At 52.5% G+C, this 26,413-nt stretch carries 25 protein-coding genes; 14 read left to right on the plus strand and 11 right to left on the minus strand.

The features are described 5' to 3' along the window. Window positions 1-331: 331 nt before the first annotated feature. The 3 genes from OGY37_RS17325 to pth all read right to left on the minus strand — a co-directional run bounded on the left by OGY37_RS17325 (window position 332) and on the right by pth (window position 3,516). Window positions 332-1,507, minus strand: coding sequence for a tyrosine-type recombinase/integrase (locus OGY37_RS17325; protein WP_087856107.1), 1,176 nt, complete (start codon window positions 1,505-1,507; stop codon window positions 332-334). Between the two features lie 214 nt (window positions 1,508-1,721). Next, window positions 1,722-2,816 carry a redox-regulated ATPase YchF gene (gene ychF / locus OGY37_RS17330; RefSeq protein WP_003020818.1) on the minus strand — a complete coding sequence of 365 codons (1,095 nt, stop codon included), beginning with the start codon at window positions 2,814-2,816 and terminating at the stop codon, window positions 1,722-1,724. Window positions 2,817-2,931: 115 nt separating this feature from the next. Further along, on the minus strand, window positions 2,932-3,516 hold the full coding sequence (gene pth / locus OGY37_RS17335; RefSeq protein WP_003020814.1) for an aminoacyl-tRNA hydrolase: 585 nt from the start codon (window positions 3,514-3,516) through the stop codon (window positions 2,932-2,934). A gap of 274 nt (window positions 3,517-3,790) precedes the next feature. On the opposite strand from pth, the gene ychH reads away from it, so the two are divergent. After that, window positions 3,791-4,072: a stress-induced protein YchH gene (ychH, locus tag OGY37_RS17340; RefSeq protein ID WP_003833480.1), complete on the plus strand. Its 282-nt coding sequence runs from the start codon at window positions 3,791-3,793 to the stop codon at window positions 4,070-4,072. A 126-nt stretch (window positions 4,073-4,198) separates the two neighbouring features. Here the strand turns inward: ychH and lysC are convergent, their stop codons facing one another. Then, entirely contained in the window at window positions 4,199-5,560 is a 1,362-nt protein-coding gene (lysC, locus tag OGY37_RS17345; protein WP_126957261.1) for a lysine-sensitive aspartokinase 3, read from the minus strand. Between the two features lie 608 nt (window positions 5,561-6,168). On the opposite strand from lysC, the gene OGY37_RS17350 reads away from it, so the two are divergent. Both OGY37_RS17350 and OGY37_RS17355 read left to right on the plus strand, forming a co-directional pair. After that, complete coding sequence (locus OGY37_RS17350; protein WP_286621347.1) at window positions 6,169-7,554, plus strand: diaminobutyrate--2-oxoglutarate transaminase; 1,386 nt, start codon at window positions 6,169-6,171, stop codon at window positions 7,552-7,554. Window positions 7,555-7,569: 15 nt separating this feature from the next. Beyond that, a complete protein-coding gene (locus OGY37_RS17355) occupies window positions 7,570-9,033 on the plus strand; it encodes a pyridoxal phosphate-dependent decarboxylase family protein (protein WP_410743382.1) in 1,464 nt (487 codons plus the stop codon). A gap of 97 nt (window positions 9,034-9,130) precedes the next feature. Here OGY37_RS17355 and dauA read toward each other — a convergent pair whose 3' ends face one another. The 4 genes from dauA to lolB all read right to left on the minus strand — a co-directional run bounded on the left by dauA (window position 9,131) and on the right by lolB (window position 13,626). Then, window positions 9,131-10,813, minus strand: a complete 1,683-nt coding sequence (dauA, locus tag OGY37_RS17360; RefSeq protein WP_286621351.1) for a C4-dicarboxylic acid transporter DauA — start codon at window positions 10,811-10,813, stop codon at window positions 9,131-9,133. A gap of 124 nt (window positions 10,814-10,937) precedes the next feature. Continuing rightward, window positions 10,938-11,885, minus strand: a complete 948-nt coding sequence (gene prs / locus OGY37_RS17365) for a ribose-phosphate diphosphokinase (RefSeq protein WP_001518537.1) — start codon at window positions 11,883-11,885, stop codon at window positions 10,938-10,940. A gap of 269 nt (window positions 11,886-12,154) precedes the next feature. After that, the gene (gene ispE / locus OGY37_RS17370; protein WP_003833423.1) at window positions 12,155-13,006 is read right to left on the minus strand and encodes a 4-(cytidine 5'-diphospho)-2-C-methyl-D-erythritol kinase; all 852 of its coding nucleotides are present in this window, start codon (window positions 13,004-13,006) and stop codon (window positions 12,155-12,157) included. After that, window positions 13,003-13,626, minus strand: a complete 624-nt coding sequence (gene lolB, locus OGY37_RS17375) for a lipoprotein insertase outer membrane protein LolB (RefSeq protein WP_003833422.1) — start codon at window positions 13,624-13,626, stop codon at window positions 13,003-13,005. The genes ispE and lolB overlap by 4 nt, the downstream gene beginning before the upstream one ends. 211 nt (window positions 13,627-13,837) lie before the next feature. On the opposite strand from lolB, the gene hemA reads away from it, so the two are divergent. From hemA to kdsA, 6 genes are read left to right on the plus strand one after another with little or no spacing between them, the layout of a single operon-like run. After that, window positions 13,838-15,094 carry a glutamyl-tRNA reductase gene (gene hemA, locus OGY37_RS17380; RefSeq protein WP_003833420.1) on the plus strand — a complete coding sequence of 419 codons (1,257 nt, stop codon included), beginning with the start codon at window positions 13,838-13,840 and terminating at the stop codon, window positions 15,092-15,094. Window positions 15,095-15,135: 41 nt separating this feature from the next. Beyond that, window positions 15,136-16,218 carry a peptide chain release factor 1 gene (gene prfA / locus OGY37_RS17385; protein ID WP_003020786.1) on the plus strand — a complete coding sequence of 361 codons (1,083 nt, stop codon included), beginning with the start codon at window positions 15,136-15,138 and terminating at the stop codon, window positions 16,216-16,218. Further along, on the plus strand, window positions 16,218-17,051 hold the full coding sequence (gene prmC, locus OGY37_RS17390; RefSeq protein WP_286621353.1) for a peptide chain release factor N(5)-glutamine methyltransferase: 834 nt from the start codon (window positions 16,218-16,220) through the stop codon (window positions 17,049-17,051). The genes prfA and prmC overlap by 1 nt, the downstream gene beginning before the upstream one ends. Next, the gene (sirB2, locus tag OGY37_RS17395) at window positions 17,048-17,440 is read left to right on the plus strand and encodes an invasion regulator SirB2 (RefSeq protein WP_003833414.1); all 393 of its coding nucleotides are present in this window, start codon (window positions 17,048-17,050) and stop codon (window positions 17,438-17,440) included. The genes prmC and sirB2 overlap by 4 nt, the downstream gene beginning before the upstream one ends. Before the next feature lie 2 nt (window positions 17,441-17,442). Beyond that, a complete protein-coding gene (gene sirB1 / locus OGY37_RS17400) occupies window positions 17,443-18,252 on the plus strand; it encodes an invasion regulator SirB1 (RefSeq protein ID WP_286621355.1) in 810 nt (269 codons plus the stop codon). A gap of 35 nt (window positions 18,253-18,287) precedes the next feature. Then, window positions 18,288-19,142 carry a 3-deoxy-8-phosphooctulonate synthase gene (gene kdsA / locus OGY37_RS17405; RefSeq protein WP_003020772.1) on the plus strand — a complete coding sequence of 285 codons (855 nt, stop codon included), beginning with the start codon at window positions 18,288-18,290 and terminating at the stop codon, window positions 19,140-19,142. A 114-nt stretch (window positions 19,143-19,256) separates the two neighbouring features. Here the strand turns inward: kdsA and chaA are convergent, their stop codons facing one another. Next, window positions 19,257-20,357: a sodium-potassium/proton antiporter ChaA gene (chaA, locus tag OGY37_RS17410; RefSeq protein WP_003020769.1), complete on the minus strand. Its 1,101-nt coding sequence runs from the start codon at window positions 20,355-20,357 to the stop codon at window positions 19,257-19,259. A gap of 399 nt (window positions 20,358-20,756) precedes the next feature. Here chaA and chaB point away from each other — a divergent pair, with 399 nt between their 5' ends. Beyond that, entirely contained in the window at window positions 20,757-20,987 is a 231-nt protein-coding gene (gene chaB / locus OGY37_RS17415) for a putative cation transport regulator ChaB (protein WP_043016118.1), read from the plus strand. 196 nt (window positions 20,988-21,183) lie between these two features. Next, window positions 21,184-21,879: a gamma-glutamylcyclotransferase gene (locus OGY37_RS17420; RefSeq protein WP_003833406.1), complete on the plus strand. Its 696-nt coding sequence runs from the start codon at window positions 21,184-21,186 to the stop codon at window positions 21,877-21,879. A gap of 54 nt (window positions 21,880-21,933) precedes the next feature. Here OGY37_RS17420 and OGY37_RS17425 read toward each other — a convergent pair whose 3' ends face one another. Continuing rightward, window positions 21,934-22,179, minus strand: a complete 246-nt coding sequence (locus OGY37_RS17425; RefSeq protein ID WP_003833405.1) for a DUF1883 domain-containing protein — start codon at window positions 22,177-22,179, stop codon at window positions 21,934-21,936. 261 nt (window positions 22,180-22,440) lie between these two features. Beyond that, complete coding sequence (locus tag OGY37_RS17430; protein ID WP_003833402.1) at window positions 22,441-22,794, minus strand: DsrE/DsrF/TusD sulfur relay family protein; 354 nt, start codon at window positions 22,792-22,794, stop codon at window positions 22,441-22,443. Window positions 22,795-22,867: 73 nt separating this feature from the next. Between OGY37_RS17430 and nasR the strand changes: the two genes are divergently transcribed. The 3 genes from nasR (at window position 22,868) to ntrB (ending at window position 26,408) form a co-directional block, all read left to right on the plus strand. Then, window positions 22,868-24,049 (plus strand): nitrate regulatory protein NasR, encoded by a 1,182-nt coding sequence (gene nasR / locus OGY37_RS17435; protein ID WP_286621357.1) that lies wholly within the window; start codon window positions 22,868-22,870, stop codon window positions 24,047-24,049. A 222-nt stretch (window positions 24,050-24,271) separates the two neighbouring features. Next, the gene (locus OGY37_RS17440) at window positions 24,272-25,531 is read left to right on the plus strand and encodes a CmpA/NrtA family ABC transporter substrate-binding protein (protein ID WP_003833398.1); all 1,260 of its coding nucleotides are present in this window, start codon (window positions 24,272-24,274) and stop codon (window positions 25,529-25,531) included. 1 nt (window position 25,532) lies between these two features. Next, a complete protein-coding gene (ntrB, locus tag OGY37_RS17445) occupies window positions 25,533-26,408 on the plus strand; it encodes a nitrate ABC transporter permease (RefSeq protein WP_008784966.1) in 876 nt (291 codons plus the stop codon). The last annotated feature ends 5 nt before the right edge of the window (window positions 26,409-26,413 follow it).

Here is a 26,413-nt window from a genome sequence, read left to right on the forward strand (position 1 = left end):
ACGCTTACCGCTCATGGGCACCTCTCTTTAAGCCATCTTAAATGACTCTGAGGTGTCTGTTAAACCCGTGGCGATTCACATTGATTAATAAGCATCATTGAGGAATTCTACCACTTCGTCAACATGCGACTATCATAGAAACATTCAGAGGTTTCTGAACGGTTGTTGACGCTTAGCCGTTGACCAACGGCAAGCGCTGATTGGGTAAAAAAGGTTATATAAGAATTTGTCACTCTTGGGCGAAGCATGTCTTGAAGAGTGTCTGCTTTTGGCACAAAGTGGACCCTGAAGAATGAGTTCTATCCTCGTGGTTCACTAAGTGCAGTAAGTTCTACTCGAATTCTGCTACCCATTTGTCCAACATATCTGCCCATTCCTGCATCATAACCTTTCGCTCATCAAGATAAGTTGCATGGTTGTATGTGCGACGAACATTGTTGGTATCAGCGTGTGCAAGTTGGGCCTCAATAGCATCAGGTCGATAGCCCATTTCGTTTAAACGCGTACTTCCTGTAGTTCGGGTAGCATGGGGACTATAAATACCACTCCATCCGAGGCTTTTAAGTAGCTGGCGCAGCGAGTGCGATGTCATTGGCCCTAGCGGATTATCTCTGCCCGGGAAAAGGTGCTGCCGATGCCCGGTTAACCCCTGTAGTGTTCTGAGCATTTTGACAGCTTGGAAGGGGAGGGGAATAACATGTTCTCTGCGGGCTTTCATTCGCGCTGCCGGAATGGTCCATAGGGCGTTATTAAGATCGAATTCTGTCCATTCTGCTTCGGTGGCTTCTGCAGGACGCGCCAATGTCCACCACATAAGCCACATGCAATAGTTAACCTGATACGAGCCACGACTATTGTCAAAACAGCTTAGTAACTTTCCGATTTGCTGAGGATTTAGTGCCTGTTTGTGCTGTGTCTTATTAGCCGGAAGGGCCTTGCGCACAGGCCATACGGGATCGCTATCAGCTCTAAGCGTCGCGACTGCCAACTCAAAAACTGATGAAATGGTGCGACGGGCTTCAGCGGCAACTGTTGGTGCTCCTCGTTTAGCGGTTTCCTGAAGAATTTTAAGTATATGGTGTGGAGTGATCTCTCTGACAGGGAGCTTACCGATGGCGGGAAAAACCACACGTTCAAGCATATCCAGTCGCCGCGTTTTGGTGATTTCGGCCCAGTCTTTCATCTGCAACCACTCTTTAGCGATCAGCTCAAAGGTGTTGGATGCGTCGTTGACCTTGCGGATCTTATCTAATTGGCGAGCCTGTGTCGGGCTAACTCCATCCGCGACTTGTTTACGCGCTTGCTCACATTTTTCGCGAGCTTCGGCAAGTTTGACCGTTGGGTACTCACCCAACGCGAACATGCTGGATTTGCCGTTGAGTTTAAACCGATAGCGCCAGGCCTTTCTGCCATTGGGTTTAACTTCCAGGTAGAGACCGTTGAAATCATTAAGTCGATAGAGTTTTTCTTTCGGCTTGGCAGTGCGGCATTGTGTATCGGTGAGCATAACGGGGCCTTGTTTATTTATTATACCGTTATTGTACTCACTTAAAATGAGGATGGAAGAATGTTGTACTCATCCATGTACTCATTTTTGACAGCGTTGTTGCGAGATGAGTTGAGACATTATGAAATAAAAAATCCACGCAATTGCGTGGATTCTATGGCTTTTTTTGATTCTCATGAGGTTCAGCGAAACCTCATGAGACAACAAATTTTATTTAGACGTTGAACAGGAAGTTCATGATATCGCCATCTTTGACGATATAGTCCTTACCTTCGGCACGCATTTTCCCAGCTTCTTTCGCACCTTGCTCACCTTTATAGGTGATGAAATCTTCAAACGCGATGGTTTGTGCGCGGATAAAGCCTTTCTCGAAGTCGGTATGGATTTTACCGGCTGCCTGCGGAGCCGTGGCACCGACAGGAATGGTCCAGGCACGGACTTCTTTCACGCCAGCAGTGAAGTAGGTCTGCAGGTTCAGCAATTCGTAGCCAGCACGGATAACGCGGTTCAGGCCCGGCTCTTCCAGACCCATTTCAGCCATGAATTCTTCACGGTCAGCATCATCGAGTTCAGCGATGTCAGCTTCAACGGCAGCGCAAACGGCAACCACAACAGAACCTTCGGCAGCCGCGATTTCGCGCACTTTATCTAGGTATGGGTTGTTTTCAAAACCGTCTTCGTTGACGTTGGCGATGTACATTGTTGGCTTCAGCGTCAGGAAGCTCAGGTATTTGATGGCCGCTTTGTCTTCGTCAGTCAGCGTTTTCAGCGCGCGCAGCATGCCAGCGTTTTCCAGCTGTGGCAGGCATTTTTCCAGCGCAGCCAGCTCTGCTTTAGCGTCTTTGTCGCCGCCTTTGGCCTTCTTCTGCACGCGATGGATAGCGCGCTCACAGGTATCGAGGTCGGACAACGCCAGCTCGGTATTGATAACTTCAATGTCGTCAGCCGGATCCACTTTGTTATTAACGTGGATGATGTTGTCGTTTTCAAAGCAACGCACCACGTGGCCGATAGCTTCGGTTTCACGGATGTTGGTCAGGAATTGGTTACCCAGACCTTCACCTTTGGACGCACCTTTTACCAGGCCGGCGATGTCGACGAATTCCATCGTTGTTGGCAGGATACGCTGCGGTTTGACGATTTCGGCCAGCTGATCCAGACGCGGATCGGGCATCGGGACAACACCGGTGTTCGGCTCGATAGTACAGAACGGGAAGTTTGCCGCTTCAATACCCGCTTTTGTGAGCGCGTTGAACAGGGTGGATTTGCCTACGTTTGGCAAACCGACGATACCGCATTTGAATCCCATGTTTAAATCACCTTAATCTTTTGATATTCAACCTGTTATGGAAAACAGATTGTAGAAATGTAAATAACTTTGCCTATTATACACAGCACGCGAGAAAAATGCCGCACATCGCTGCTTATTGCGCTTTAAAGGTGTGTAACCGGCTCGTCGCTTTGGTCAGGCCGTCTTTGAACAAAATCTCGGTACAACGTGCCGCTTCGTCAATTGCTTCATCAATTAACTTCTGTTCTGAAACAGGCGGTTTGCCTAAAACAAATCCGACAACTTTGTTTTTATCGCCCGGATGGCCAATTCCAACGCGTAAACGATGAAAGTTGGGGTTATTACCTAACTTGCTGATGATGTCTTTCAGGCCATTATGTCCGCCATGACCGCCGCCAAGCTTAAATTTGGCCACGCCAGGGGGCAGGTCTAACTCATCGTGTGCGACCAAAATTTCATCGGGGTTAATACGATAAAAACTGGCCATCGCACCGACAGCCTTGCCGCTCAGATTCATAAATGTGGTTGGCACCAGCAGACGGACGTCTTCACCTTCAAGCGTAACTCTGGAGGTGTAGCCGAAGAATTTCGGCTCATCGCGCAGGGGAGCGCGTAATCTTTCTGCCAGCAGATCGACATACCATGCGCCTGCATTGTGTCGCGTTGCCGCATACTCTGCGCCGGGGTTCGCCAGGCCAACAATCAATTTAATCGCCACGTGTTTTGTCCTGAGTGTTTCGATAAACGACGTGTAGTTTACTGTCTGACGCTGCTGTTGACAAAAAACTGCGTGCTTATCGCAAAAAGCTGAATAATTGCAGAAATGGACTATTAGAAAATGAGTGTGTTCAGTGGCTTATTTGTAAAGTTTTGTTGCGTGAGTGTTTGTAATTGTGATCGCTCCCGCACTTGCGAACGGCAGTGTTGTCTATACTTTACACATAAGGATTAGGGGTATTCCCTGTAACAACCCAAAGTTCCGGAGGTGACACATGAAACGCAAAAACGCTTCGTTACTCGGTAACGTGCTCATGGCTTTAGGGTTGGTGGTGATGGTGGGTGGTGTTGGTTACTCTATTTTAAACCAACTGCCGCAATTTAATCTGCCACAGTTTTTCGCACATGGTGCCGTGCTCAGTATTTTTGTTGGTGGTGTCCTTTGGTTGGCGGGTGCCAGAGTGGGGGGGCACGAACAAATCAGCGATCGTTACTGGTGGGTGCGCCATTATGACAAACGCTGCCGTCGCGGTGATACCAATCATCGGCATAACTAAATAGCTCTCCCAACTCGGAGTGCGGTTGTTTGAACACAAAGTCCTGGTTTAAAAACCAGGGCTCTGCTTGTTCGTCAGTACTGGATTAAACGACTTCTACCTTTGGTGGCATACTACAAAGAAACGTTATTCGAATAACCGATAATGTAACGCTTTGATCGCGCTGTCTGCATTGTCAGCCGGTAACAGGATGCTCAGGTTGTCGTTTGACGCCCCATGGCAAATCATTCGTACCGTATGCTCTTCAAGCCAGGCAAAAACGTCTTTGCAAACTCCCGCAGCCTGTGTGAGTTGATTCCCCACCAAAGTGACCAACGCCAGTCCGGTTTCCACTTCCACACGACAGTGGGAGGACAAGGCGGTAAACAATGCGGTGGTCAGCACATGGTCTTCACCTGAGGTTGCATGAGTGGCGTCCAGCGCCAGCGCAATACTATTCTCTGAGGTTGTAACCAAATCCACCGCGACCGCATGGCGAGCTAAAATGGCGAAGGACTGCGCCAGGAAAGAACAGGAAGGTTGCTTCTCCAGACTGTGTAACCGCAACAGCGTCTGTTTACGACGAACTGCGAGCGCACGATAGCGAGGTGGATTATCGGTGGTGTTGTGCACCAGCGTACCTCCGGCGGCAGTATCCTTACTTGAGCCAACAAAGACCGGAATGCTTTTACGCATTGCCGGGAGCAGTGTCGCCGGGTGGAGGACCTTCGCACCGTAGGCGGCCATATCGCTGGCCTCGGAAAATGAGATATGGTCGATTCGTTTGGCCCGCGGCGCAATGCGTGGGTCGGTGGTGTAGATCCCTGCGACGTCGGTCCAGATGTCAACGCGTGCGGCGTGAAGTGCCTCACCGAGAAGTGTTGCCGTGTAATCACTACCGCCGCGTCCAAGCGTTGTGGTGTGTCCTGCGGCATCACGCCCGATAAATCCCTGAGTCACCATAATCGCTTGCTCAAGACGAGGACGCAGGTGAGTCTCCACCTGGTGGTGCAGTGTGCCAAGCTCGGGTTCGGCACAGCCGAAGTTCGAGTTAGTACGCATCACACTACGGGCGTCAAACCACCCAGCCTCGGCATGCCGTTCACGTAAGACTTCAGTAAAAAGTAGCGAGGACATCAGCTCGCCATGGCTGACTAATTCATCGCTTAACGCATCAGACGGCGAAACCATCGCCGTTTGTGCAAGACGACGTATGTTGTTGAGAAGATTATCGATTTCCGTGCTGATAACGGACGGCTGCTTCAGGCGGGAAATAATGTTGTATTGAATGGCGCGTAAAGTCTCAATCTTATCTAATTGTTGATGTGTTTCCAGACCTTCAGAAAGCTCAACCAGTAAGTTTGTCACGCCTGCTGAAGCAGACAAAACGACTAAACGGACATCTTGATCAGCAAGGACAATGCTGGCGCTTCGATTCATCGCATCAAAATCAGCGACGCTGGTGCCGCCAAATTTGGCAACGACGGATGGTGGATAAATGCGAGTCATAACAATCTCATATCAGGGCGCCATAAAAGTATGGCTAGAAAATTTTCATTCTCGGCATAAGGGAACGAAGTTCGCCTTACGAAATGTCCGCCCGCGAACATTTCTGCTGACAACCCAGGGAATACCTGTTGTCGATAACGCGTGTCGCCTGTACGCGTTATCGGGTGCTGCGCATTAATTTTATCTACATAGCCTGTAAATAAGCGCGCCATACTAAGTGATTTATATTTAGGGATCGACTTTTTTATTCGATTTATCGACAAATAAGTGAAAAATCATGTCATCACAAGATATCGCGAGCATCATTAATGGTAAAAACGTGTAAAAAAATAATAAAAACACGAAAATCTCATGGTTTTTATTAGATTGTCTGCGTTGCAATTAGCTACAACATTGTTAATTAAATAGCTATATTTCTTTAGGATTTAGTAATTGCAGATAGTTGTTTCGCTTTGATTTTTAAGGAAAAAGTTGCTGCTTTTGATGCCAAAAAATAAATGATTGAGTCCTAAGCTAAAACAACATATATTAGCCGCGCTTTTTTACAGGTAATCCTTATAACCATTTATTCAATCAGGCGTTAATCTACACCTGGTTGTAGGAGTGATATGATGACGGATAAAGTCCGTATTGATACTTTAAGTGCTAATTCATTACCGCAGAGCAATGATACCTTTTTAGCAAGACAGGCTGAGTTTGAATCTAATGTCCGCAGCTATCCACGTAAACTGCCATTAGCGATCGCTAAAGCGCAGGGCGTCTGGATTACTGATGTAGAAAATAATCAATATCTTGATTGCCTGGCAGGTGCCGGAACCCTGGCGCTTGGTCATAACCATCCTGAAGTGCTGCAGAGCATTCAAAGTGTCATCACAAGCGGCTTACCGTTACATACGCTTGACCTTACCACGCCGTTAAAAGATGAATTCTCATCATATTTACTTTCTTTATTACCGGGTCAGGGCAAAGAATATTGCCTGCAGTTTACCGGGCCGTCCGGTGCCGATGCCGTTGAAGCCGCGCTGAAGCTGGCGAAGAAAGTCACCGGCCGTTCCAGCATCATCAGTTTCTCCGGCGGCTACCACGGGATGACCCACGGCGCGCTGTCCGTGACCGGCAACCTGTCGCCGAAAGAAGCGGTCAGCAACATGATGGCGGAAGTGCAGTTTATGCCGTATCCGCATCAGTACCGTTGCCCGCTGGGTATCGGCGGCGACGCTGGCGTCAAAGCATTAACCTACTACTTCGAAAACCTGATCAACGACGTTGAAAGCGGCGTGCGTAAACCGGCTGCCGTGATCCTCGAAGCGGTGCAGGGAGAAGGTGGCGTGAATCCGGCTCCGGTCGAGTGGCTGCAGCGCATTCGTGAAGTGACGCAGGAACACGGCATTCTGCTGATCATCGATGAAGTTCAGGCGGGTTTTGCACGTACCGGTAAACTGTTCGCCTTCGAACATGCCGGTATTGAGCCAGATATCATCGTGATGTCCAAAGCGGTTGGCGGCGGTCTGCCGTTGGCGGTGCTGGGTATTAAGAAGAAGTTCGATGCGTGGGCTCCGGGCCACCACACTGGCACCTTCCGCGGCAACCAGCTGGCGATGGCGACCGGTCTGACAACGCTGAAGATCCTCAAAGACGACAACATTGCCGATAAAGTTGCTGCCCAGGGCGAGTGGCTGAAAGGCAAACTGGCTGACCTGCAGAAACGCTACCCGGTGATCGGCCAGGTGCGCGGTCTGGGTCTGATGATCGGCCTGGAGATCGTGAAGCCGAACGAAGCGCAGGATCACATGGGTTGCTACCCGGCCGATGGCGAGCTGTCAGCACTGTTGCAGAAAAAATGCTTCGAAAACGGGCTGATTCTGGAGCGCGGTGGCCGCAACGGTTGCGTGCTGCGCCTGCTGCCGTCTCTGCTGATCACCAACGCTGAGCTGGAAATCTTCCTCGATAAATTCGAAAACGCCCTGCTGGGCGCTGGCGTGAAGCCGGTTTAAACGGAGTTGGATCGAATGTCAGACGTAAACCCGATTCTGTCCGGCTCGGCGCAAAGCATTGCAGCTTATCAGGACGCTATCGAGCAGAGTACGCAAGCGGTCGTTGAATGGTTGAAGCAGCCTGAGATGTATCAGGGTAAAACCGTTGAGCAACTGCGTGAACGTATCAACCTGAATTTTACGTCTCAGGGCCTGGGCAACCAGGCCGCTATTGAGCGTGCGGTTGAATACTTTCTCAAAGACAGCTTGTTGGTTCACCACGCGCAGTGCGTGGCACATCTGCACTGCCCGAGCCTGGTAATAAGCCAGGCGGCGGAAGTGCTGATCAACGCCACCAACCAGAGTATGGACTCCTGGGACCAGAGCCCGTCGGCCACCATCATCGAGATCAAGCTGATCGAGTGGTTGCGTGAGCAGATTGGATACCCGGCAGGCGATGCGGGCGTATTCACCAGCGGCGGTACACAGAGTAACCTGATGGGCCTGATGCTGGCGCGTGATGCTTTCTTCGCTCGCCAGGGGCACTCCATTCAGCAGGATGGTCTGACCGGTGATCTGAGTAAAATCAAAGTGTTCTGCTCTGAAAGCGCGCACTTCTCTGTGCAGAAGAACATGGCGCTGATGGGGCTGGGCTACCGTTCCGTCACCCAGGTGAAGACCGATGCGTTTTCACGCATGGATCTGGCTGACCTGAAAGACAAGCTGGCCCAGGCGAAAGCCAACGGTGAGCAGGTGATGGCAATCGTCGCCACTGCCGGTACTACCGATGCGGGCGCAATCGATCCGTTAGCGGATATTGCAGCGCTGGCTGCAGAACATCAGATCTGGATGCACGTGGATGCAGCATGGGGCGGGGCGTTACTGCTTTCTGATAAGTACCGTGACTTCCTGAACGGCCTTGAACTGGCAGATTCCGTGACGCTGGATTTCCACAAGCAGTTCTTCCAGACCATCAGTTGCGGTGCGTTCCTGTTAAAAGATGCGCGCCACTACGAGCTGATGCGTTACCAGGCGGCGTACCTGAACTCTGATTTCGATGAAGAGGCTGGCGTACCAAACCTGGTATCGAAGTCGCTGCAGACCACGCGTCGTTTCGATGCGCTGAAGCTGTGGATGGGCCTCGAAGCGCTGGGCAAAAAGCAGTATGCCGAGATCATTGATAACGGTGTGACGCTGGCGCGTGATGTTGCTGAGTTTGTCAAAACCCAGCCGCATCTTGAACTGGTGATGGAACCACAGCTGGCAAGCGTGCTGTTCCGCTTCCGCCCGCAAAGTGACGACGTGGCATTTGTCGCGCTGCTGAACCAGCGTATTGGCGACGTTCTGCTGGCTTCTGGTAGCGCCAACGTCGGCGTGACCGAAGCCGATGGTGTCACCTGCCTGAAGCTAACGCTGCTCAATCCGACCGTGTGCCTAGAGGATGTCAAAGTCCTGCTGGCAAGCGTGAAGGCAACGGCTGAGCAGCTGCTGAAAGCGTAAGCTATAAGCTTGTTATAAAAATGGCTCCCACGTACGGGAGCCATTTTTTTGTCTGTCATTTGTAGCCCGGCGGCGTTTCGCCTGGCCGGGCTACACGTCAGCGGATATCTGCTAGCGCAGCATCTTTATTCGGGAAGAACGTCAGACGCCCGGCAATCGGCTGAATACCCGCGCGCGCCATGGTACGTAGCGGCTGGAATTCCAGATTACTGATGCGTAATTCACAACCTTCCGGCAGACGTTTTACAAAGCGCTGGAAAGCGTCCAGACCACCGGCATCCAGTACCGGGACCGCGTCCCACTTCAGGACTACGATGCGTTTACCTTCAATACGCGACTCGAGATCGGTAAATAATCCTTCCGCCGCGGCAAAGAACAGCGGACCAATTACGCGCAGCACCAGCACATCGTCCGGTGCGTCTACGTTGACCGGCGCCAGACGCGTCATGCGCGCAATACGACGCATAAACAGCAGAGAAGCGAGAACGATACCGACGCTGATGGCAATAACCATGTCGAACAGCACCGTCAGCGACATACACATCAGCATGACAATGATGTCGTCTTTCGGCGCATGACGCAGCAAATCCACCACTTTATGCGCTTCACTCATGTTCCATGCCACCATCAGCAGTAGGGCGGCCATGGCGGAAAGCGGTAACCAGGAAAGCAGCGGTGCAAGTACCAGCAGGGCGAGGATCACCAGAATCGCGTGGATAACCGCAGAGATTGGCGAGGTCGCCCCAGCGCGGACGTTTGCCGCAGAGCGGGCAATTGCTGCTGTGGCGGTGATACCGCCAAAGAACGGTGCCACGATGTTACCCAGCCCCTGGCCAATCAACTCGCTGTTAGCTTTATGCTTGGTGCCGGTCATCCCATCGAGTACGACGGCGCACAGCAGAGATTCAATTGCCCCCAGCATCGCCATCGAGAAGGCTGCCGGTAACAGCGCCTGTAACGAGCTCCAGCTCAGGGTAAAGTTTGATTCCGGCATATTCCACGGCAGGACCAACTGCGGCAGCAGTTGTGGGATACCGTTACCCTGTGAGCCGTCAGCCAGAATGTAGTGGAACTGCGAACCAATGGTGGCGACATGGCCGCCGGTCAGGTTCACGATACCCATTACCGCACAGCCAGCCAGCAGCGCGGGAAGGTGGCCCGGCAGTCGGATCCCCAGGCGCGGCCAGAAAATCAAGATCCCTAGCGTCACTACGCCAATGGCGGCATCACCGAAGTTAATGGTTGGCAAGGCCATAAACAGCGCGCCGACCTTTTGCAGGTAGTGCTCCGGGACATGGGCCATCTGCAGGCCAAGAAAATCTTTAATCTGCATGGTACCGATGGTGATACCAATACCCGATGTAAAACCTAACGTTACCGACACGGGGATATATTCGATCAGGCGGCCAAAACGAGCGAGGCCGAAAAGGATCAGGAATATCCCGGACATCAGCGTGGCAACCAGCAGGCCTGCCAGCCCAAACTGTTGCGACACCGGATACAGAATGACCACGAAGGCGGCGGTCGGGCCAGATACGCTAAAGCGTGAACCGCCGGTAAGGGCGATAACAATCCCAGCGACGGCTGAGGTATACAGGCCGTACTGTGGCGCAACGCCACTGCCTATTGCCAGGGCCATCGCCAGCGGAATGGCAATGATCCCAACGGTAATCCCGGCGATCAGATCGCGGGTAAAGCGAGAAGCGGTATATTTTTCTTTCCAACAAGCGTCGATGAGGGCGCGGAAAGGCATCACATGTGAGGAAAATAATCTGTTCACAATAATGTTTCATCCATGAGCGCATCATCTGTCAACTAAATGGCAGGTGAAGGAGGCATAAGTCATACAAATAAGTATTACAGATAAAAAAACCCGCCGCAGCGGGTTTTTGAGCCGGGCTCGATTAATGCTCGAACATGGCAGAGATGGATTCTTCGTTGCTGATACGACGAATCGCTTCGGCCAGCATACCCGACAGGGTCAATGTACGCACGTTTGGCAGTGCTTTGATTTCGTCAGTCAGTGGAATAGTGTCACAGACAACGACTTCATCAATCACTGAGTTGCGCAGGTTGTTTGCCGCATTACCTGAGAAGATCGGGTGAGTAGCGTAAGCAAATACGCGTTTAGCACCACGTTCTTTCAGTGCTTCTGCTGCTTTGCACAGCGTACCGCCGGTATCGATCATGTCATCAACCAGAACACAGTCACGACCTGCAACGTCACCAATAATGTGCATCACCTGAGAAACGTTCGCACGCGGGCGACGTTTGTCGATGATAGCCATGTCGGTATCGTTCAGCAGTTTAGCGATAGCGCGGGCACGCACGACGCCACCGATATCCGGAGAAACCACAATCGGGTTGTCCAGGTTCAGCTGCAGCATGTCTTCTAACAGGATCGGGCTACCGAATACGTTATCAACCGGTACGTCAAAGAAGCCCTGGATCTGTTCAGCATGCAGGTCAACGGTGAGGACGCGGTCAACGCCAACGCTGGACAGGAAATCAGCGACGACTTTAGCGGTAATCGGTACACGAGCGGAACGTACGCGACGATCCTGACGTGCATAGCCGAAGTAAGGAATAACGGCGGTGATACGGCCTGCGGAAGCACGGCGCAGCGCATCAACCATAACGACCAATTCCATCAGGTTGTCGTTAGTAGGGGCACAAGTGGACTGGATGATGAAAATATCACCACCGCGTACATTTTCATTAATTTGTACGCTGACTTCGCCGTCGCTAAAGCGACCTACAGCGGCGTCGCCGAGTGAAGTGTACAGGCGGTTGGCAATACGTTGTGCTAGTTCCGGGGTGGCGTTACCAGCAAAAAGCTTCATATCAGGCACGAGAAGAACCTCAGGCATGCGTCCATTGGTGGAAAGAATCTGCCGAAAACTGTGCGGGCCAGGCAGTATCCTCTCCATGCGGTGTATTAAAGAGCGCGATGCAACGTCTGGAACAGGGTGACGTTGTCACCGCAACTCAGCTTGCCCGGCTTACTCTTTATCTTTCGCGTTTCATTTGCGCTGGCATCAATTCCTCACACCAGTTACATACTGAAGTTGTATGCACCTGGCGATTCGTCGTTTCGCCATTTTCCTGAAACCCGAAGGATTTAGAGTAACGCTCTGTGCAATGGGGAGAGGTTGACGCCTTTCGCCACAAAGCCTTTGAGCCATTCCGGGGCTTGCTCAAGCACCTGGCGAGCACGAGACTCAGTGTCAAATTCAGCAAAGACACAAGCCCCTGTACCAGTCAGGCGCGACGGCGCGTATTCTAACAGCCAGGAAAGCGCCGCATCAACCTCGCGAAAACGTTTTCTTGCGATAACCTCGCAATCATTGCCGAATTCACATTTTAGTAACGTTTTTATTGACCTTTTTGGCGTGTTACGCGGGAGGTCGGGATCGTTAAAAATCACCGGCGTCGGAATACTGACTCCCGGGTGAGCAACCAGATACCATTTTTCCTCTGGCTCGACCGGTGTCAGAATTTCTCCTACGCCTTCGGCAAAGGCCGCATGGCCGCGCACGAATACGGGAACATCCGCCCCCAGCGTTAAGCCGAGTGCCGCCAGTTCATCAACCGAAAGTCCGCACTGCCAGAGATGATTCAGCGCCACCAGAACGGTTGCCGCATTAGACGAACCTCCGCCAAGACCGCCGCCCATCGGCAGGCGTTTGTCGATACTGATGTCCGCACCACTCCCTTTGGGAAGGCGATTGCTTTCAGATGCCGCTTTCATCAGCGAACGTGCCGCACGGACGATCAGATTGTCTTCATGCGCAACGCCTTCCACTGGGGTTAACAGGTGAATTTCGCCGTCGCTACGCGGTGTAATATCTATCGTGTCGCCATAATCAAGAAACTGAAATAAGGTCTGCAGCGTGTGGTAACCGTCCGCACGCTGTCCGGTGATGTATAAAAACAAATTCAGTTTTGCCGGAGAGGGCCAATGGGTCATCATTTCACAATCCAGTTATCCATTTTCAGCTTAATACGCTGGGAACCGTCAGACAGCTCCATGTTTGCTGGCATCGCAGGCTGGGTTTTGCTGTCGTAGGCGCTATAGACCACTTTCCAGTTTTTACCGTCTTTGCTGTAGTTCACTTCACTCAGACGATATTGGTCGTCGAGCTTATAATCGGTGGCGTCACCTGGCAGACCAAGGATCCATTGGCGCAAGCTGTTTAATGGGATAGGCATGCCGGTCAGTTTGCCAATCATCTCTTCAGCGTCGTCGGCGGTGTAATGCTTGCCTTTGTTATCGACCAGTTCGACGTTGCCAGGCTGCGCATTAAGTTCCAGTTCCGTGCTGCCCAGTGGGTTGGTCAGCAGGAGACGATAGCGATCCTGACCGGTTTGTTGCCAGAAAAAGCGGGCATACACTTTCTGTTGATCGGAAATATAGGCAAACGCACCACGCGTCTGATACTGGTTCAGGGCGCGAACTTCCTGTTGGTGCTGGCGCCACTGCGGAGAATCGGGGCTTTTACCGGGACCTTTAGGCGCGTTGAGCGTACAGGCAGTAAGAACCAGGGCCGCCAGCGGCAGCAGGCGAATCAGGCGAAAATCAGGCAGGGTCATAATGATGACAAATCCTTGAGATACGTTGCAGTTATAACTCTTAATGCTAGCGCCGCCATCAGACATCGTCTACGTTCAAGTTATCTTAAATCGCTTAAATTTGTGCACTAAGCTATTACTCCAAAAGGGGTCAGTCTCTTTTATTGACCGCACGCATCCTGTATGATGCACCCAGTCTAACCTTATCAACGCTGGTACTATTCCCGCACACATGACCCTTTTAGCGCTTGGTATTAACCATAAAACGGCACCTGTATCGCTGCGAGAACGCGTAACGTTTTCGCCGGATACGCTCGATCAGGCGCTGGACAGCCTGCTCGCGCAGCCAATGGTGCAGGGCGGGGTAGTGCTGTCGACGTGTAACCGCACGGAGCTGTATCTCAGCGTTGAAGAGCAGGATAACCTGCAAGAAGCGCTGGTTCGCTGGCTGTGTGAATACCATAACCTCAATGAAGAAGATCTGCGCAACAGCTTGTACTGGCACCAGGACAACGACGCAGTCAGTCATTTGATGCGTGTTGCCAGCGGTCTGGATTCATTGGTACTCGGTGAACCGCAAATTCTGGGGCAGGTGAAAAAAGCGTTTGCAGATTCGCAAAAAGGTCACCTGAACGCCAGTGCGCTGGAACGCATGTTCCAGAAATCATTCTCTGTCGCTAAACGTGTACGTACAGAAACTGACATCGGTGCCAGCGCCGTGTCGGTGGCGTTTGCTGCCTGTACCCTGGCGCGGCAGATATTTGAATCGCTGTCCACGGTAACCGTACTGTTGGTCGGCGCGGGCGAAACCATCGAGCTGGTCGCGCGACATCTGCGCGAGCACAAAGTGAAGAAGATGATCATCGCCAACCGTACGCGTGAGCGTGCGCAGGTGCTGGCGGATGAAGTCGGCGCTGAGGTGATTTCACTGAGTGATATCGACGCGCGTTTACAGGATGCCGATATCATTATTAGTTCTACCGCCAGTCCGCTGCCTATTATCGGCAAAGGAATGGTGGAACGTGCGCTTAAAAACCGCCGCAATCAGCCTATGTTGCTGGTGGATATCGCCGTACCGCGCGATGTCGAGCCGGAAGTGGGTAAATTGTCTAACGCCTATCTGTACAGCGTTGATGACCTGCAAAGCATCATTTCGCATAACCTGGCCCAGCGCAAAGCGGCGGCGGTGGAAGCCGAAACGATAGTGGAGCAGGAAGCCAGCGAGTTTATGGCCTGGCTACGCGCCCAGGGCGCAAGCGACACTATCCGCGAGTATCGCAGTCAGTCAGAACAGATCCGTGATGAACTGACCGCCAAAGCGTTGGCTGCTCTTCAACAGGGCGGTGATGCGCAAGCCATTATGCAGGATCTGGCCTGGAAACTGACCAATCGCCTGATTCATGCACCAACCAAATCACTTCAACAGGCCGCCCGTGACGGGGATAGTGAACGCCTGAATATTCTGCGCGACAGCCTCGGGCTGGAGTAGCAGCACACCAATCTTATTTTTTACAGGGTGCATTTACGCCTATGAAGCCTTCTATCGTTGCCAAACTGGAAGCCCTGCATGAACGCCATGAAGAAGTTCAGGCGCTGCTCGGTGATGCGGGGACTATCGCAGACCAGGATCGCTTTCGTGCGCTGTCGCGCGAATATGCGCAATTAAGCGATGTATCTCGCTGTTTTACGGACTGGCAACAGGTTCAGGAAGATATCGAGACGGCTCAGATGATGCTCGACGATCCTGAAATGCGTGAAATGGCGCAGGATGAACTGCGCGAAGCAAAAGAGAAATGTGAGCAGCTGGAACAGCATCTGCAGGTCCTGCTATTACCTAAAGATCCCGATGACGAACGTAACGCCTTCCTCGAAGTGCGCGCGGGAACCGGTGGTGATGAAGCGGCGCTGTTTGCCGGCGATCTGTTCCGCATGTACAGCCGCTACGCTGAATCGCGTCGCTGGCGGGTTGAGATCATGAGCGCCAGCGAAGGCGAGCATGGCGGGTTTAAAGAAGTCATTGCCAAGATTAGCGGCGAAGGCGTTTACGGGCGACTGAAGTTTGAGTCTGGCGGCCATCGCGTGCAGCGCGTACCTGCGACGGAATCGCAGGGGCGTATTCATACCTCTGCCTGTACGGTCGCGGTTATGCCGGAACTGCCGGATGCCGAACTGCCGGACATCAACCCGGCCGATCTGCGTATTGACACCTTCCGTTCATCAGGCGCGGGCGGTCAGCACGTTAACACCACCGACTCCGCAATCCGTATTACCCACTTACCGACCGGTATCGTAGTGGAATGCCAGGACGAACGTTCACAGCATAAAAACAAAGCCAAAGCGATGTCGGTGCTGGGGGCGCGTATTCGTGCCGCCGAAGTGGCAAGACGTCAACAGGCGGAAGCCTCTGAACGTCGTAACCTGTTGGGCAGTGGCGATCGCAGCGATCGTAACCGTACCTATAACTTCCCGCAGGGTCGTGTGACCGATCACCGCATTAACCTGACGCTCTACCGTCTGGATGAAGCGATGGAAGGCAAACTGGATATGCTCATTGAGCCGATTGTCCAGGAATACCAGGCCGACCAACTGGCGGCGTTGTCCGAGCAGGATTAATGGATTATCAGCACTGGCTGCGTGAAGCAATTAGCCAATTACAGGCAAGCGAAAGCCCGCGCCGTGACGCCGAGATTTTACTCGAGTTTGTTACTGGCAAAGGGCGCACCTTTATTCTGGCTTTCGGCGAAACGGAGTTAACCGAGGCGCAGCGTCAACAGCTTGATTCGTTACTGGAGCGGCGTCAGCGGGGAGAGCCGGTGGCGCACTTAACCGGCGTGCGTGAGTTCTGGTCGCTGCCGCTATTTGTGTCTCCAGCCACGCTTATTCCGCGTCCGGATACCGAGTGTCTGGTGGAGCAGGCGCTGGCTCGCCTGCCGGCCTCAGCGTGTCGTATTCTTGATTTAGGAACCGGCACGGGTGCCATTGCGCTGGCGCTGGCAACCGAGCGTCCGGATTGTGCAGTGACTGCTGTAGACCGCATGCCTGATGCCGTGGCACTGGCTATTCGCAACAAGCAACAACTGGGCATCGACAATGTTTGCGTGCTGCAAAGCAACTGGTTCAGCGCATTGCAGGGACAGCAGTTTGACATGATTGTCAGCAATCCGCCGTATATCGACGAGCAGGATCCGCACCTGGCACAAGGCGACGTTCGCTTTGAACCGCTGTCGGCACTGGTGGCGAGCGATCAGGGGCTGGCGGATATCGTGCATATCATTGACCAGTCTCAGCGCGTATTAACGCCCGGCGGCTATCTGTTGTTGGAACATGGTTGGCAACAGGGCGAGGCCGTCCGTGACGCTTTTACTCGTGCAGGTTACCTGGCGGTTGAAACCTGTCGTGACTATGGCGGCAACGAGCGAATTACGCTTGGACGCATCCCATCATGAGTACCTTCGGTGTGTTACTCAACGTCCATCTCATCAGCATTGCGCTTTCGGTTGGTTTGCTGACGCTGCGATTTTGGTGGCGTTACACCGACTCGCGCCTTGCCTGCGCGCGCTGGACGCGCATCGTGCCGCCGGTTGTCGATACCGTTTTATTACTCAGCGGCGTAGCGTTAATGGTTAAAGCGCACGTCCTGCCATTCACTGAGCACGGGACATGGCTGACTGAAAAGCTGTTTGGGGTTATCATTTACATCGTTTTGGGTTTTATTGCGCTCGATTATCGTCGGGCGCGCAGTCAGCAGGCGCGATTAATCGCTTTTCCGCTGGCGCTGGTGGTGCTGTACATCATCATTAAACTCGCCACCACAAAAATACCGTTACTGGGGTAAGCATGAGGTCGTTAGCTGATTTCGAATTTAATAAAGCGCCATTGTGTGATGGGATGATCCTGGCGTCGGAGTCTATCCGTCTGGATTTTCCAACACAAACTGTCTATGACGAACTGGAACATCTGGTCAGTCTGGCGCAAGAAGAAATTAGCCAGCTCCTGTCTCAGGATGAGCAACTGGAAAAACTGCTGGCACTTTTTTACGGCGAATGGGGGTTTACGGATACCCACGGCGTCTATCGTCTTTCTGATGCACTATGGCTTGATCAGGTACTGAAAAATCGTCAGGGCAGTGCCGTATCCCTGGGCGCGATCTTATTGTGGATTGCCAACCGACTGGAACTGCCGCTGGTGCCGGTGATTTTCCCGACACAACTCATCCTGCGTATTGAATCGCTCGATGGCGAAATGTGGCTAATCAATCCGTTCAATGGCGAAACGTTAAATGAGCACACGCTGGAAGTGTGGCTGAAGGGGAATATCAGCCCGGTCGCGGAGCTGTTTAACGAAGACCTGGATGAGGCGGATAATGCAGAAGTAATTCGAAAGCTGCTCGATACGCTGAAATCATCGCTGATGGAAGAGCGACAAATGGAGCTGGCGCTGCGTGCCAGCGAAGCACTATTACAGTTTAATCCTGAAGATCCGTATGAAATACGCGATCGTGGATTAATTTACGCGCAACTGGAGTGTGAGCATGTTGCGCTGACCGATTTAAGTTATTTCGTTGAACAGTGTCCGGAAGACCCGATCAGCGAAATGATTCGTGCGCAGATTAATACTATTTCGCACAAGCAAATTGTATTGCATTGATTAATGACACTTTACCTACCGTTTAAGGCGATCCTATGAAACAAAAAGTGGTTAGCATTGGCGACATCAACGTGGCAAATGACCTGCCGTTCGTGCTGTTTGGCGGAATGAACGTGCTGGAATCCCGCGATCTGGCGATGCGCATTTGTGAGCACTACGTAACCGTTACTCAAAAGCTGGGTATCCCTTACGTGTTCAAAGCCTCCTTTGATAAAGCCAACCGTTCTTCCATCCACTCTTACCGTGGACCGGGCCTTGAAGAAGGGATGAAAATCTTCCAGGAACTGAAGCAGACTTTTGGCGTAAAAGTGATCACCGACGTTCACGAAGCCAGCCAGGCTCAGCCTGTTGCTGACGTGGTGGATGTGATTCAGCTGCCGGCATTCCTCGCTCGTCAGACCGATCTGGTGGAAGCGATGGCGAAAACCGGTGCCGTTATCAACGTGAAAAAACCGCAGTTCGTAAGCCCGGGCCAGATGGGCAATATCGTGGATAAATTCCATGAAGGCGGCAACGACAAAGTAATTCTGTGCGACCGTGGCGCGAACTTTGGTTATGACAACCTGGTTGTGGATATGCTGGGCTTCAGCGTGATGAAGAAAGTTTCTGGCAACTCGCCGGTGATTTTTGACGTTACCCATGCGCTGCAATGCCGTGACCCGTTTGGCGCAGCAAGCGGCGGTCGTCGTGCGCAGGTTACCGAACTGGCGCGTGCCGGTATGGCGGTAGGTCTGGCCGGTCTGTTTATTGAAGCGCATCCGGATCCAGCCAATGCGAAATGCGATGGTCCATCCGCGCTGCCGCTGGCGAAACTGGAACAGTTCCTGACCCAGATTAAAGCGATTGATGACCTGGTAAAAAGCTTCGACGAGCTGGATACCGAGAACTAAGTCTGGTTTGACCGCCCGAGAGCCCAACGCTTATCGGGCCGACAAAACCGTAAGAAATGAAGTGAAACATACTCCAGGCCGGATAAGACGCATTGCGTCGTATCCGGCTTTTTTTCAGGCAAATATCGTCATCAGATAGGCGATAAACAGCGCCAGATGCGCCGCGCCGTTAAGCACGTTGGTGCGTCCGGTAGAGAAAGAGATATGACACAGTACCAGCGATGAAACCATCACAATCATCTCTGGCGCGCCCAGCGCAAAGACCAAATCATTCCCGGTTGCCCATGCGATCAGCGTTACGACCGGAACGGTCAGTGAAATGGTGGCTAACACCGAACCGAAGAACAAATTCATCGCCCGCTGAACCTGATTACTCAGAACCGCTTTCAGCGCGCCCAGACCCTCAGGAGAGAGGATCAGCAATGCGACCAGGAAACCGGTAAATGCCACTGGGGCATTCAGTTCAGTCAGCAATGTCTCCAGCGGGCTGGCGTTCATCTTGGTCACGGCGATTACAGCGATCAGATGAATGATAAGCCAGGCGGCGTGCCACATATTGCTGTGGGCTGACGGTTTACCGTGATGCGGATCGTCGTCGTCACCCTCGTCTTCATGCTCATAAATGAACAGACTCTGATGCGTTTTAGTTTGTATCAGCAAAAATACGCCGTACATCGCCGCAGAAATTAATGCCACTAATAGCGCCTGCGCGGTAGTGAAATTTGCACCCGGTAAAGCCATCGGGAACACCAGTACAATAATGGCCAGCGGAAACAGGGCGATTAAATACTGCTTAATACCAAATAGATTCATATACTGAGTGGCAAATTTACGGCCACCTAACAGTAATGAAAAACCGACCAGGCCGCCGGTTACGATCATAATGATTGAATATAGCGTATCGCGCATGAGCGTAGGCGCTGCATCGCCGGTCGCCATTAATGCGGAGATTAAGCTGACTTCAAGAATAACAACGGACAGGCTGAGGATCAGCGACCCGTAGGGTTCGCCAAGTCGATGTGCTAATACATCCGCATGACGGACAACGCTGAATGCGCTGCTTAATATACCAATAAGGGCCAGCGCATTAATACCGATGACCACTGGTAGTGACTGACTGCTCCCCCAGAAGAACAGTACTACCAGCGCCAAAATCGGGAAGACGAGAGAGGTCTCCTTGTGGCGGGTTTTTACCGCCTCATGTACTTGTGTCATTGAATTAATTCTCCGTCTCTGCAGGTATTTATACCCGTCATACTTCAAGTTGCTTATGCGTTGGCTACGCTCACTCACCCCAGTCACATAGTTATCTATGCTCCTGGGATTCACTCCCTTGCCGCCTTTAAGCAACTCGAATTATTTAGGGTATATAATTATAAAAAGTATTAAAGAATGTAAAAAATAACAGAAAACCTGGTTTTGTAGGTGACATTTTACGAAATTTTACTACATCGCTTATTTTTCCTCTCAAAGCGGTCAAAAACAAATTTCTTGTTTATAGACTGTTTAATTTACAGAAGGTTAGATGAAGAAAGTTTCTAAAAATGTCTATTGTTGGCGTATCGCCGCATTGTTAACCACACTTAAGGTTTAGCCTAAAAAGAGGAGTTCACAATGCCGTATAAATCTAAAAGCGATCTGCCTGACAGCGTGCAGCATGTTCTGCCAGCCCATGCTCAGGACATCTACAAAGAAGCTTTCAACAGCGCCTGGGAACAGTATAAAGATAAATCTGACCGTCGTGATGATGCCACCCGCGAAGAGACGGCGCACAAGGTGGCGTGGGCCGCGGTCAAAAATGATTATCAAAAAGGTGATGATGATAAATGGCATAAAAAGACGTAACAGTATCAATTATAATGCCTTTATGAACTAGCCAGCATCAGGGGTTAGCGAATCGTGCTACGCCGCGCCGTTGCTGGCTTGCAAGCGAGCGGTGAATTGCCTATTGTCCAGCTATTGGTTTCAAAATGAGCAGTAAAAAAGCCCGGAAGGCGTCAAAAAAGTTGTCGCAGGGAAGCAGCAGTGGCGGAGGTGTAAGGTGTTAACGCGTGATTTTTTATTGAATGCCGACTGTAAGACGGCATTTGGTGCTATTGAAGAATCACTACTCTGGTCAGCGGAACAACGTGCAGCCTCACTGGCTGCCACGCTCGCTTGCCGACCAGATGATGGACCGGTGTGGATCTTCGGTTATGGATCATTGATGTGGAACCCGGCCTTAGAATTTGAAGAGTCTTGTACCGGGACGTTAGTCGGCTGGCACCGTGCCTTTTGCCTGCGTCTGACGGCGGGGCGAGGAACGGCGTGTCAGCCAGGACGTATGCTGGCCCTGAAAGAAGGCGGACGCACCACCGGTGTGGCCTACCGTTTGCCGGACGCGTCCCTGGAACAAGAGCTTTCACTGCTGTGGAAGCGAGAAATGATCACCGGCTGTTATCTGCCGACCTGGTGTCAGTTGGCGCTTGATGACGGCAGGACGGTGAACGCACTGGTCTTTATTATGGATCCGCGTCATCCGCTGTTTGAGTCAGACACGCGCGCGCAGGTGATTGCGCCGCTTATCGCCACGGCGAGCGGACCTTTAGGCACCAACGCCCAGTATCTGTTCTCACTGGAACAAGAGCTGGTCAAGTTGGGGATGCAGGATGATTGTCTTAACGATCTGGTGATCACGGTCAAACGATTGTTGGGAGAGAATCTGCCGGAAGGTGTTATGCGTCCAGGGTTTGCCTGAATCCAGCCAGGAACTGAATGCCCGAAAGCCAGGCGCTTTTCGGGCAATTAACGCTTAGGCTGCAATATAACTTATTGAATGCTCGAGCGACTGGCTATGGCTGTCGATCAGCACATTCCATACGCCGGTATACGGTACGGTTAACCATGCGTTATCACGATCCTGCACGCTTAAAATGTCGGACTGCGTGTCTTTGACGTGATTTTTCTCGCTCATCAGATGGATGTGACAGCGCTCGGAACAGCGCACAACCACCGTATCGCCACCAAATAACTTTAAACTCGCCTTCACTAATGCCATTTTTCACCCCGTTCTTGAAAACAACGTACTTTCTGTCGAAAGTGCTGCGTGATGTTGTTCACATTTCACTCATTGCATAACACCAAAGGGGGAGCAACAGGATGCTGATTTTGATCAAAAAATGGCATAACGATTAAACAAAAGTGACAAAATCCCTCAAAAGGGTTGAAAGGGCGTGCTAACGTTCAACGAAACCGCGCCCATCTACGATTAAATCCGGAAATTATCGACACTTTCAGTGAGCTTGCCTGAAGCGGTGTATCAGAAGGTCAGCACTTTATCTGCAGCCAGCGTCCATTGAGCCAGTTCTACCAGCGTGCCGACGGCTACTCCGTCAATTAACGGCAGCGTCGTGATCCCACGGCCATCGGTGCAGGTTTTGCACAGTTTGACCGGCACATTTTGCGCCGTCAGGATCTCCAGCATTTGCTGAATATTGTATCCTTCTGCAGGTTTCTGACCTCGTAATCCCGCGGTTACCGCGTCCGACATTAAAAACAGACGCAGGTCGAGATCCGCTTCCTGTTCGCGCAGGGCGATGGCCAGACGCAGGCTGTTAAATAACGATTCGCTTCCATAGGCCGCACCGTTCGCGACGATCACTATCTTTTGCATTTTTACTCCTGTTGTCAGGGGGGCATGGATATTGCTTGTCCTCAGGGATAACCCGTTATCGGTGAGGGCAGAGATGATGACAAATGCACAAAATTCCGGCGCGACGCAATGGTTTCGCCATGCCCGCCAGCTTGAGAACACCCAGCTTCGCCAACTGGCACAGTCCGGTAAGTTGGTGATGCGCATTAGCCATCTGGTGCATATGCTACAGTGCGAACGCGGTGCATCCAATATCTGGTTGTGTTCTCAAGGTACGCTTTATGATCGGGAGGTCCGTGCCAGTCGGGCGCTGGTGGATGAAGAGTGTCGGCAACTGCATATCCTTTTCCAGCACATTATGCCGGTGGCGGGCAGTGCATTGTGCCACCGTATTGCTGGCACCGTCTGGTGCCTCGATCAGCTAACGACGCTGCGTGAGTCTGTCAGCGGGCAGACTATCGATGCACAGCAGGCGATGGAGCAGTACAGCCGGACGTTACGCCATCTGCTGGGTATTGTGCCGCAGCTTAACGACAGCATTGATTATCCCCATGTCGCAGGTGGGCTGGTGGCGCTGTACAGTTTTATGCAGGGTAAAGAGCTGGTAGGACAAGAGCGGGCGTTAGGGGCCATTGGCTTTACCCAGGGCGAATTTAACCCTCAAATGCGCCAGGAGCTGGTGGACAGAATAGACGGGCAGCAGCCGTGCTTTGATACCTTTACCTCCCTGGCTTCGCCTGTACTGGTGCAGCATTTTCGTCAGCAATGCGAGGCATCTGGCGCGATCGAACAACTGCGACGCCAGGCCTGTACGCGACAACCCCAACTCGATAACGGCGAAAGTGCGCTACGCTGGTTCACGCTGCAAACGCAGCGCCTTGAACAATTACGCCATCTCGAAGAGATGCTGATTACCGAATTGCTGAATGTCGTGGCGCGTCGGCTGGCGGAAGAAACCTACGCTTTGCCGCTCGACAACTGGCTTGACGACCGTGCTGACGAACCCCTCTCGCTGCGCCGGGATAAACAATTATTGCGGGTTGTTCGACAGCAGGCTCGCCAGCTGGAGCAAATGAGCGCCCAACTTGCCTCATTGCAGGACGCCTTAGAGGAGCGCAAGGTGATTGATAAAGCAAAAAGCATCCTGATGAATCACCAGCAGGTCAGCGAAGAACAGGCGTGGCAGCTATTGCGAAAAATGGCGATGGATAAAAACCAACGGATGGTCGATATCGCCCGGGCATTGCTTACCGTTAAATCCCTGATGCAGGGATAGCGACTGCACAACAGGCGGGCAGTGTCTGCCATATTTGGGTGCACCGCGGCGTCTGGTACGCGTCGAACCCGCTAAAACCGCCAGTGTAATTCTGGCATCTGAATTGCATTCACTCATACAGACAATTTAGCAGCAGGCCAACGGCGGTCTGACTGTTTTGAGGATAAAGGCGTCCCGCAATGCTTAGGCATTGTTGGACGCCTTTTTTTATGGGGAGCATGTATGGGTGACAGAACAGTTTCGTTAACGCGGCGGCGGTTTTTACAGGCAAGTGCCGTGATGGGGGCCAGCTCCCTGATTCCAGGACTGATGTCTTCGGTCTGGGCGGCAGGGTCTGATGCGCCGGAGATGACTACCGTTCGGGTCGGTTTTATTCCGCTAACCGACTGCGCGCCGCTGGTTATCGCCACGTTGAAAGGTTTTGATAAAAAATACGGCATTACGCTGGTGCCGACCAAAGAGGCCAGTTGGGCCGCAGTGCGTGACAAACTGGTCTCTGGAGAGCTGGATGCGGCTCATGTTCTGTACGGCCTGTTGTATGGCCTGGAACTGGGTATTGCCAGTAAAGCGCAGCCCATGGCCAATCTGATGACGCTCAATCAGAACGGTCAAGCGATCACGCTCTCCGCAACGCTGCTGGAGCAGGGCATTACCGATGCGTCTGCGCTGAAGAAACGGATCGTCTCGCAGGCGCCCGGAACCTATACCTTCGCGCACACCTTTCCCACAGGCACACATGCCATGTGGCTCTATTACTGGCTGGCCAGCGCTGACATCAATCCTTTCACCGATGTTCGCACCGTTGTGGTACCGCCTCCGCAAATGGTGATGAACATGCGCATTGGCAATATGAGTGGCTTCTGCGTCGGCGAGCCGTGGAATGCGCGGGCGATCAACGACCGCATTGGTTTTACCGCGGCGACGTCCCAGGATATCTGGCCCGACCATCCGGAAAAAGTACTCGGTACGCGCCGGGAGTGGGTAGAAAAATATCCACATACTGCCCGGGCACTGGTTAGCGCGCTGCTTGAGGCATCGCGCTGGATAGACGCCAGTGAAGCCAATAAACGCGAAACAGCACAAATTCTGGCGCGCCGGGCCTGGCTCAATACCAAAGAAAGCTATCTGACGGCGAGAATGCTGGGCGAGTACGACAACGGTGCCGGTCGTCGCTGGCAGGATCCGCATGCCATCCGCTTTTTTCGCGACGGCGAGGTGAGTTTCCCCTGGCATTCCGATGGCATGTGGTTTCTGACCCAGTTCTGCCGTTGGGGATTGTTGAAGCAGCAACCGGATTATGCAGCCATTGCCGCGCGCATCAACCGGACCGACATCTGGCGCGATGCGGCAGCGGCGGTTGGTGGGATAACACCTCCTGCGAAATTGCTACGAACCAGTACGCTGATGGACGGTTCCGTATGGGATGGCCGCAATCCAGAAGCCTATGCCAACAGTTTTACCCTCCACCGTACAGGAGCCTGAGATGAAACAAAATACGCAGCTTAAATCCCCTGAGCCGGTAGTCGGTGAGGTCATCACGCTATCAACGATGAAGGTCAGAAAGCGCAAAATGCCATGGTCAATGTGGCTTAGTACATGGCTAAGACGCGCCGTACCCGCTCTGCTGGGGATTGCCTTGCTGGTGGTGTGCTGGCAACTTGCCGCCATCAACAGCAAAGGATTTCCGACGCCGCTGAGCACCCTGGATTCAGCCCTGACGTTGTTTGCCGATCCGTTCTATAACGGCGGGCCGAATGATATGGGGATCGGCTGGAACGTGCTGGCGTCGTTGCAACGGGTCGCGATCGGTTTCGGATTAGCGGCGCTGGTGGGGATTCCGCTGGGCTTTCTGATTGGGCGTTTCACCTTCTTTTCGCACATGTTTTCGCCGCTGATTGCGCTGTTGCGCCCGGTCAGTCCGCTGGCCTGGCTGCCGATTGGACTGCTGTTGTTTCAAAAAGCGGAACCCGCATCGAGCTGGACCATCTTTATCTGCTCTATATGGCCGATGGTGATCAACACCGCCGAAGGGGTGCGGAGAATCCCTGACGATTACCTCAACGTAGCTCGCGTATTGCAACTCTCTGAGTGGACGGTGATGCGGCGGATACTTTTCCCCGCCGTGCTTCCGGCGATCCTCACTGGCGTACGCCTGTCGATTGGCATCGCCTGGTTGGTGATTGTGGCAGCAGAAATGCTCACCGGCGGGTTAGGGATTGGTTTTTGGATCTGGAATGAGTGGAACAACCTTAACGTCGAAAACATTCTCATCGCTATCGTCATCATCGGCGTTGTCGGTCTGCTGCTTGAGCAGGGGCTAATGCTGGTGGCACGTCGTTATAGCTGGCAGGAAAAATAAGGAGA

The organism is Citrobacter sp. Cpo030 (assembly GCF_030333005.1).
GTDB classification, from domain to species: domain Bacteria; phylum Pseudomonadota; class Gammaproteobacteria; order Enterobacterales; family Enterobacteriaceae; genus Citrobacter; species Citrobacter portucalensis.

Excerpts from the sequence above, each read along its gene's own strand:
- OGY37_RS17430 (WP_003833402.1), bottom strand. The coding sequence starts at position 22,794 with ATGCAAAAGATAGTGATCGTCGCGAACGGTGCGGCCTATGGAAGCGAA.
- OGY37_RS17350 (WP_286621347.1), top strand. The coding sequence starts at position 6,169 with ATGATGACGGATAAAGTCCGTATTGATACTTTAAGTGCTAATTCATTA.
- ispE (WP_003833423.1), bottom strand. The coding sequence starts at position 13,006 with ATGATGACCCATTGGCCCTCTCCGGCAAAACTGAATTTGTTTTTATAC.
- kdsA (WP_003020772.1), top strand. The coding sequence starts at position 18,288 with ATGAAACAAAAAGTGGTTAGCATTGGCGACATCAACGTGGCAAATGAC.
- OGY37_RS17325 (WP_087856107.1), bottom strand. The coding sequence starts at position 1,507 with ATGCTCACCGATACACAATGCCGCACTGCCAAGCCGAAAGAAAAACTC.
- OGY37_RS17440 (WP_003833398.1), top strand. The coding sequence starts at position 24,272 with ATGGGTGACAGAACAGTTTCGTTAACGCGGCGGCGGTTTTTACAGGCA.
- chaA (WP_003020769.1), bottom strand. The coding sequence starts at position 20,357 with ATGACACAAGTACATGAGGCGGTAAAAACCCGCCACAAGGAGACCTCT.
- lolB (WP_003833422.1), bottom strand. The coding sequence starts at position 13,626 with ATGACCCTGCCTGATTTTCGCCTGATTCGCCTGCTGCCGCTGGCGGCC.
- ychF (WP_003020818.1), bottom strand. The coding sequence starts at position 2,816 with ATGGGATTCAAATGCGGTATCGTCGGTTTGCCAAACGTAGGCAAATCC.
- prmC (WP_286621353.1), top strand. The coding sequence starts at position 16,218 with ATGGATTATCAGCACTGGCTGCGTGAAGCAATTAGCCAATTACAGGCA.
- hemA (WP_003833420.1), top strand. The coding sequence starts at position 13,838 with ATGACCCTTTTAGCGCTTGGTATTAACCATAAAACGGCACCTGTATCG.
- lysC (WP_126957261.1), bottom strand. The coding sequence starts at position 5,560 with ATGACTCGCATTTATCCACCATCCGTCGTTGCCAAATTTGGCGGCACC.
- prfA (WP_003020786.1), top strand. The coding sequence starts at position 15,136 with ATGAAGCCTTCTATCGTTGCCAAACTGGAAGCCCTGCATGAACGCCAT.
- sirB1 (WP_286621355.1), top strand. The coding sequence starts at position 17,443 with ATGAGGTCGTTAGCTGATTTCGAATTTAATAAAGCGCCATTGTGTGAT.
- ychH (WP_003833480.1), top strand. The coding sequence starts at position 3,791 with ATGAAACGCAAAAACGCTTCGTTACTCGGTAACGTGCTCATGGCTTTA.
- nasR (WP_286621357.1), top strand. The coding sequence starts at position 22,868 with ATGATGACAAATGCACAAAATTCCGGCGCGACGCAATGGTTTCGCCAT.
- sirB2 (WP_003833414.1), top strand. The coding sequence starts at position 17,048 with ATGAGTACCTTCGGTGTGTTACTCAACGTCCATCTCATCAGCATTGCG.
- OGY37_RS17355 (WP_410743382.1), top strand. The coding sequence starts at position 7,570 with ATGTCAGACGTAAACCCGATTCTGTCCGGCTCGGCGCAAAGCATTGCA.
- OGY37_RS17425 (WP_003833405.1), bottom strand. The coding sequence starts at position 22,179 with ATGGCATTAGTGAAGGCGAGTTTAAAGTTATTTGGTGGCGATACGGTG.
- chaB (WP_043016118.1), top strand. The coding sequence starts at position 20,757 with ATGCCGTATAAATCTAAAAGCGATCTGCCTGACAGCGTGCAGCATGTT.
- ntrB (WP_008784966.1), top strand. The coding sequence starts at position 25,533 with ATGAAACAAAATACGCAGCTTAAATCCCCTGAGCCGGTAGTCGGTGAG.